The sequence below is a fragment of the Streptomyces sp. ISL-66 genome (genome assembly GCF_018614135.1).
Taxonomy (GTDB): domain Bacteria; phylum Actinomycetota; class Actinomycetes; order Streptomycetales; family Streptomycetaceae; genus Streptomyces.
This window is the reverse complement of record NZ_JAGGOW010000214.1, coordinates 1-5693: the sequence shown is the minus strand read 5'-3', so window position 1 is coordinate 5693 and position 5693 is coordinate 1. Positions and strand designations below refer to the sequence as shown.

General features: G+C 76.0%; 3 protein-coding genes and 2 pseudogenes. 2 read left to right on the top strand and 3 right to left on the bottom strand.

The genetic code is table 11. From position 1 onward, the window contains the following. From J7E97_RS33285 to J7E97_RS33275, 3 genes and pseudogenes are all read right to left on the bottom strand, one after another. Positions 1 to 1730: pseudogene (locus tag J7E97_RS33285) on the bottom strand (hypothetical protein); the annotation flags it as partial. A gap of 71 nt (positions 1731 to 1801) precedes the next feature. Next, complete coding sequence (locus tag J7E97_RS33280; protein ID WP_215035012.1) at positions 1802 to 2731, bottom strand: hypothetical protein; 930 nt, start codon at positions 2729 to 2731, stop codon at positions 1802 to 1804. Between the two features lie 322 nt (positions 2732 to 3053). Continuing rightward, positions 3054 to 4565 (bottom strand): hypothetical protein, encoded by a 1512-nt coding sequence (locus J7E97_RS33275; protein ID WP_215035010.1) that lies wholly within the window; start codon positions 4563 to 4565, stop codon positions 3054 to 3056. Between the two features lie 84 nt (positions 4566 to 4649). Between J7E97_RS33275 and J7E97_RS33270 the strand changes: the two genes are divergently transcribed. Both J7E97_RS33270 and J7E97_RS33265 read left to right on the top strand, forming a co-directional pair. Then, positions 4650 to 5453 (top strand): 5-oxoprolinase subunit PxpA, encoded by an 804-nt coding sequence (locus tag J7E97_RS33270; RefSeq protein ID WP_308346919.1) that lies wholly within the window; start codon positions 4650 to 4652, stop codon positions 5451 to 5453. Next, a pseudogene (locus J7E97_RS33265) lies at positions 5450 to 5693 on the top strand (allophanate hydrolase subunit 1); the annotation flags it as partial. The gene J7E97_RS33270 and the pseudogene J7E97_RS33265, both read left to right, overlap by 4 nt.

The window sequence follows — 5693 nt, the reverse complement described above, 5'->3', positions numbered from 1 at the left end:
GCGGTGAGTTCGGCGCGGGATTCCGTCCCGGTGGCCTCGCGGGCGGCTTCGGCGGCGCCGCGGGCGGCTTCGCGGGACTCGTCCCAGGCGGCCACGGCCGTCTTCTCGGCGTCGGCGGCGGCCAGCGCGGCGCGCGCCGGGTCGGCGTCGGGGGCGGTGTCGTCGAGCCAGCCGGCCCGGACGGCCTCGGCGGTCTCCTGCTGGACCTCGGCGAGGCGGGCGCGCAGGTGCTCGGCCTCGCTACGGGCCCGCTGGGCGGCCGTGGCGGCGGCGGTGGCGTCGCGGTGTGCGGCTTCGCCGCTCTCCTGGAGGACGGCGGAACGCTCCTCCTCCTCGTTGGCGGCCCGCTCGCCCCGCTCGGCGGCGGCGTGCAGGGCCCGTACGAGCTCGGTGGCGGCGGTGGCCCGGGCGGCGAGCGCCGGGGCGGCGTCCCGCTCGGCCTCCAGGATCGCGGCGGCGACCCGGGCGCAGCGGTCGGCGGCGGCGCGGTGGCGCAGTACGTTCTCGGCGGCCTGCCAGGCGGAGTGCAGGGTGCGGGCTTCGAGGAGCTCGCGGCGCTGCGCGGCGGCGGCCTTGTCGGCGACGGTCAGGGCCAGCGAGGCGTGCCGGTAGGCGAGTTCGGCGGAGACGGCGGCGCTGCGGGAGCGCGCGGAGTCGGCGGCGGTGACCTCGTGGGCGGCGGCGGTGACCCGCTGCGCGAGGTCGGCGGCGCGGCCGCGCTCCTCGGCGGCGCGGGCGGACAGCCGCCGGGCGAGGGAGCGCGTACGGCGTTCGGCGCCGGCGTGGACGTCGCGCAGCCGGGAGCGGGCCTCGGCGGCCTCGACGATCTTGGTGAGGAGGTCCACGGAGCCCGCGGTGAACTCCCGTTCCGCCATCAGCTCGGAGCGGCGGCCGAGCTTGTTGCCGAAGCCGTGGACGAGGTCGGCGAGGCCGTCGGTGTCGCGGGTGTCGGTGACGGCGCGCAGCAGCAGGTCGGTGAAGTCGGAGTCCTTCTTCACCGCGAAGAGGCCGGCGGCCTCGCCCTCGTCGGCGTTCATCTCGCGCTGGTAGCGGAAGAGTTCGGGGTCGAGCCCGAGCTCGGTGAGGTGCTCGTTCCAGCGGTCGTGGATCTCCTCGAAGTACACCTCGAGGTGCGGGTAGGCCTTGCCCGCCTCGGTGAGGGCGTCGCGGAAGCCCTTCATGGTGCGGCGCCGCCCCTTGGCGCCGGAGACGCCCTCGCCGGGCGGACGCACCGAAGTGGCCTCGGCCACCGGGAGGTTGTCGAGGCCCAGCCCCGGGCCCGGCCGGAAGGAGTACCAGGCCTCGGCGAACTTGCGCGGGTCGTTGGAGACCTGGCGTCCGCGCCATTCGCTGACCTTGCCGACGACCACGCACGCGCCGGTCTGCGTGTGCTGCCACTCCAGCGCCACGTGACCGCAGTCGTCGGCGAGCAAGAACTTGCGCAGCACGCCCGAGCTGGCGCCGCCCAGGGTGTTGCGGTGGCCGGGCAGCATCACCGAGAAGATCAGCTTGAGCAGGACGGACTTGCCGCCGCCGTTCTCCAGGAACAGCACGCCGGCGGGCGCGGGGCGGCGCGGCGGGCCGCTGGGCTCGTCCTCGAAGAACTCCGCCTGCGCGGGCGCCGGGTGGGGCACCGGCGCGCCGACTCCGCGCAGGTCGAGCACGGTGTCGGCGTAGCGCGCGCCGGCGGGCCCGATGGAGTAGAGGCGGATCCGGGACAGCTCGTACATGGCGGCGGGTTCTCGCGGTCTCTCGTAGTTCTGCGGGTGACGGGTTGCGGGTACGGGGAGCGGGGCGCGGGCTAGGCGTGGAAGGGCAGCCCGGCGTCGGCGGCGAGCTCCAGGTCGTCGCCCTCGGGCGGCGGCAGGAGGCTGGCGGAGCCGTCGCTGACGGGGACCACGCCGAGGTCCAGGAGCTCGGCCATGGCCGAGCTGCCCGCCATGTCGCGGACCTGGAGCTGGTAGCGGGGGGTGGTGCGGTAGGTGCCTCCGGAGTCGTCGCCGGTGCGCTGGAGGAAGCCGGAGTCGGCGAGGAAGGCCGCGGCCTTGCCGACGATGCCGGTGGTGGAACCGGCCAGGCGGCGCGCGTCCTTGGTGGCTCCGGTCGCGCTGCGGCGGGCGTAGACCCGCCAGGCCGCTTCGAGGCCGGGCGCATCGGAGGCCGGGTCGGTGTTCTCGCCGAGCTCCTCCGCGCGCTCCTCCAGCCGGCGGCAGGTCTGCCGGACGAAGGCGTCGACGCCGTTGACGGTGATCCGGCCGATGTAGCCGTCGTCGGCGAGGTCCTCGGGGCGGGGGAAGGCGAGGGCGGCCACGGCGAGGTGGGCGAGGCCGTGCAGGAAGCGGTCCGCGGAGTCGGCGGTGGCGCGGCGGGCGTAGTCGCCCATGCGGACGGCGAAGACCGAGTCCTCGCCCGCGGCGACGGCCATGCCGGCGCGCGGGGACACCTCCAGGACGACGAGCCCGAGGCCGGTGGCGACGGCGTCGGCGAGCCGCGCGAAGGCGGGGTCCTCGCGGTAGCGGCGCAGCAGCTCGGCGTACTCGGCGTCGCGGGCGGGCAGCAACTTGGGCTGGAGCCCGAACGCCACCAGCCGGGCCGCGTCGGCGGCGTCCGCCGGCGTCACGGGGGCGGTCGCCTGGCCCGGGACGGCCGGGACGGCCAGGGCTGCCGGGGCGACCGACTGCGCGTCGGGCTCGCTCCACGCGGGGTGCTGCTCGGCGTGGTGGTCGCTCACGGGTACGTCTCCTCGGCGGTGCGGGTGAATCGGGTGCGTGGGGCGTGCCGCGCGGCGGGACGGGCGGCACGGACCGGCGCAGCGGCAGCGGCGGTACCGACCGGCGCAGCGGCAGCACCTACCGGCGCGGCACCGGCCGTACGGACCCGCGCGGCGGGATGGGCCGTACGGACCCGCGTGCCGGCACCGGCCGTACGGACCCGCGCGGTCGTCCCGAAGCGCACGGGGGTCGGGGCACCGCAGGCGGCGGACGGTCCGGGCGGCGCGAGACGGCCGCCCCTGGGGGAAGCCGTCCGGCGGCCCGGCGGGGGCGGGGGCGGGATCATGCCGCCTCCGTGCGGTCGGCCGTCATGGCCGCCGAGTCGAGCAGGGCGGTGCCGACGATGAGGTCCGCGCCGCCGAATTCCGGGTCGTCGAGCTCGGTGCCGTCGTCGACCGCGAAGAGCAGCCGCTCCTCGCCCTGGCGGTAGGCCGTGCCCACCGCCGGGCTCGCCGCGTGGACGGCCAGCAGGGCGACGAGGTACGGCAGGTCCGGGTCGGAGCGGCGGGCCTGCGCCAGGAGGCCGGACAGCCTGCGCGGGGCGTCGTGCGGTAGCTCCAGGAGCTCCATCGCGGCGGCGAGCTGCTCCTCGCTGAAGCGGCTGTCGTCCGGGGTGGCGATCAGGTCCGGCTCGGGCATCTCCACGCCGAGGTGTTCCCGCTCCACCGGCGGGGTCAGCAGGATCTCCACCAGGTCGGCGACGCGCACGGAGACCGGGGTCCGCAGACCGGCCCCCGATGCGAAGAAGGCGTCCGTGACCCGGGAGGCCCGGGCCACGGGCAGCGGCAGCACGGGGGCCACGAGCTGCCCGTACAGGTCGATCCCGGAGCGCGCCGCGGGGGCCGCGAAGGCCTGTCGGTCCTGTTCGGCGCGGAACAGCGGGCCGGCGTCCAGCAGCCGGGACTGGAGCTGCGTGTGGCGGCGGATGCAGTCCTTGACGATGTCGACCAGCTCGGCGGCGCGCCGCTTGTTGTCCGGCTCCTCGGCCTCGTCGCGCGCCTTGCGGATGTTGGTCAGGATCGCGTTCTCGTGGCGGTAGCGGTCGGCCACGTGGTCGAGGGCCTCGGCGATCATGTCGGGGACGGTCACCAGCCAGTCCACGGCCCGCACGTTGCGCCGGGTCGCGTCCAGGGTGCGGCGCAGGGTCTCGGCGTACTGGACGGTGCGGTAGCGGGCCTGTTCGGCGGCGAGTTGGGCGTCGGCGAGCCGGCCCCGGCTGATCAGGACCTCCAGTTTGACCTCGGCGGCGATCTGCGCGCTGGTGACGTCCGTGTCGAGGGCGCCGACCAGGACGTTGACGGCTTCGTCCGTCGTGCGCAGGTACACCGCGCCGCCGTACCCGGGTACCTCCTCGATCAGCTTGAAGTCGTAGTCCCTGCGGACGTACACCCCGTCGGGCCCGAACGTGCCGTAGACCGCCCGGAATCCCCGGTCTGCGCTGCCGACGTTGATCAGGTTCTCCAGCACCCAGCGGGCCACCCGCTCGTGCTCGGACGCCGGACGGGCCGGCGCCTGGGCGGCGACGCGCGGCAGCAGCCTGGCCACTATCTGCTCGTGGTCGGCGCCGGTGTCGAAGTCCATGTTGAGGGTGACCAGGTCGATCGCGGCGAGCGCGACCTCCGCCATCGCGTAGACCCCGTACTCGCCGGCCAGATTGGCCTTGCGTACGTCGAGGTCGTGCAGCGGGGCGGTGCAGGCGAGCGCGCGCAGCCGCCGGGCCAGGCCCTCGTCGGCGGCCGGGCCCGGCGCCGGGGACGGAAGGGTCTTCGCCGTGGCAGGGAAAGTCACGGACAAAGACTAGGCGCTGTTACTGACAACATCCCAAACGGGATGGTTCGGCCCGTTCGTTCCCGCGCTCGCCTGTTCTACGCTCACCGCATGGCTTCCATGATCACACCGGATCCGCCCGGCCCCGCCGCTCCCGTGATCGACCTCAACGCCGATCTCGGCGAGGGCTTCGGCCGGTGGACGCTGACCGACGACGAGGCCCTGCTGTCGGTCGTCACGAGCGCCAACGTCGCCTGCGGCTTCCACGCCGGCGACCCGTCCATCATGCGCCGGGTCTGTGAGCTGGCGGCCGCCCGCCGGGTCCGGATCGGCGCGCAGGTCTCCTACCGGGACCTCGCGGGCTTCGGCCGCCGCGCGATGGACGTGCCGCCCGGCGAGCTGGCCGATGAGATCGCCTACCAGATCGGGGCGCTGGAGGTCTTCGCCCGGGCGGCCGGCTCCACGGTGTCGTACGTGAAACCGCACGGTGCGCTGTACAACCGCACCGTGCACGACGCCGCCCAGGCGGGCGCCGTCGTCTCCGGCGTGCTGCTCGCGGCCGGGCGGGCGGGACTCCCCGTCCTCGGCCTGCCCGGCTCGCTGCTGCTCGCCGCGGCCGAGCGGGCCGGACTGCCCGCCGTCCCGGAGGCCTTCGCCGACCGCGCCTACACGGCGGCCGGCACCCTCGTACCGCGCGGCGAGCCGGGAGCCGTGGTCGACGACCCGGACGCGGTGGTCGCCCGCGCGGTCGCCATGGCCACCGAGCGCGCGGTGACGGCCTCCGACGGAACCCGCGTCCCGGTCCCCGCCCGCTCGCTCTGCCTGCACGGGGACACTCCCGGGGCGGCGGACCTCGCCCGGCGGGTCCGGGCGGCGCTCGGCGCGGCCGGAGTGCGGGTGGAGGCGTTCGCGTGACCGGCGGGGTGAGGGCGCTCGTCGTCGGCTCCGAGGCCCTGCTCCTGGAGGTGGACACCGCCGATGAGGTGGCCGCGCTCCACGCGGAGCTGCTGCGCCGCCGGGCCGGAGCGACGGGAGCGGCCCGACGGGGCGGGGCGAGCGGGCGGGGCGGGGCGAGCGGACCGGAAGCAGTGGCCGGACCGCGAGGAGCGACCGGACCGCAAGGACCGGCCGCACTGGAGGAGTCGGCCGGGCTGG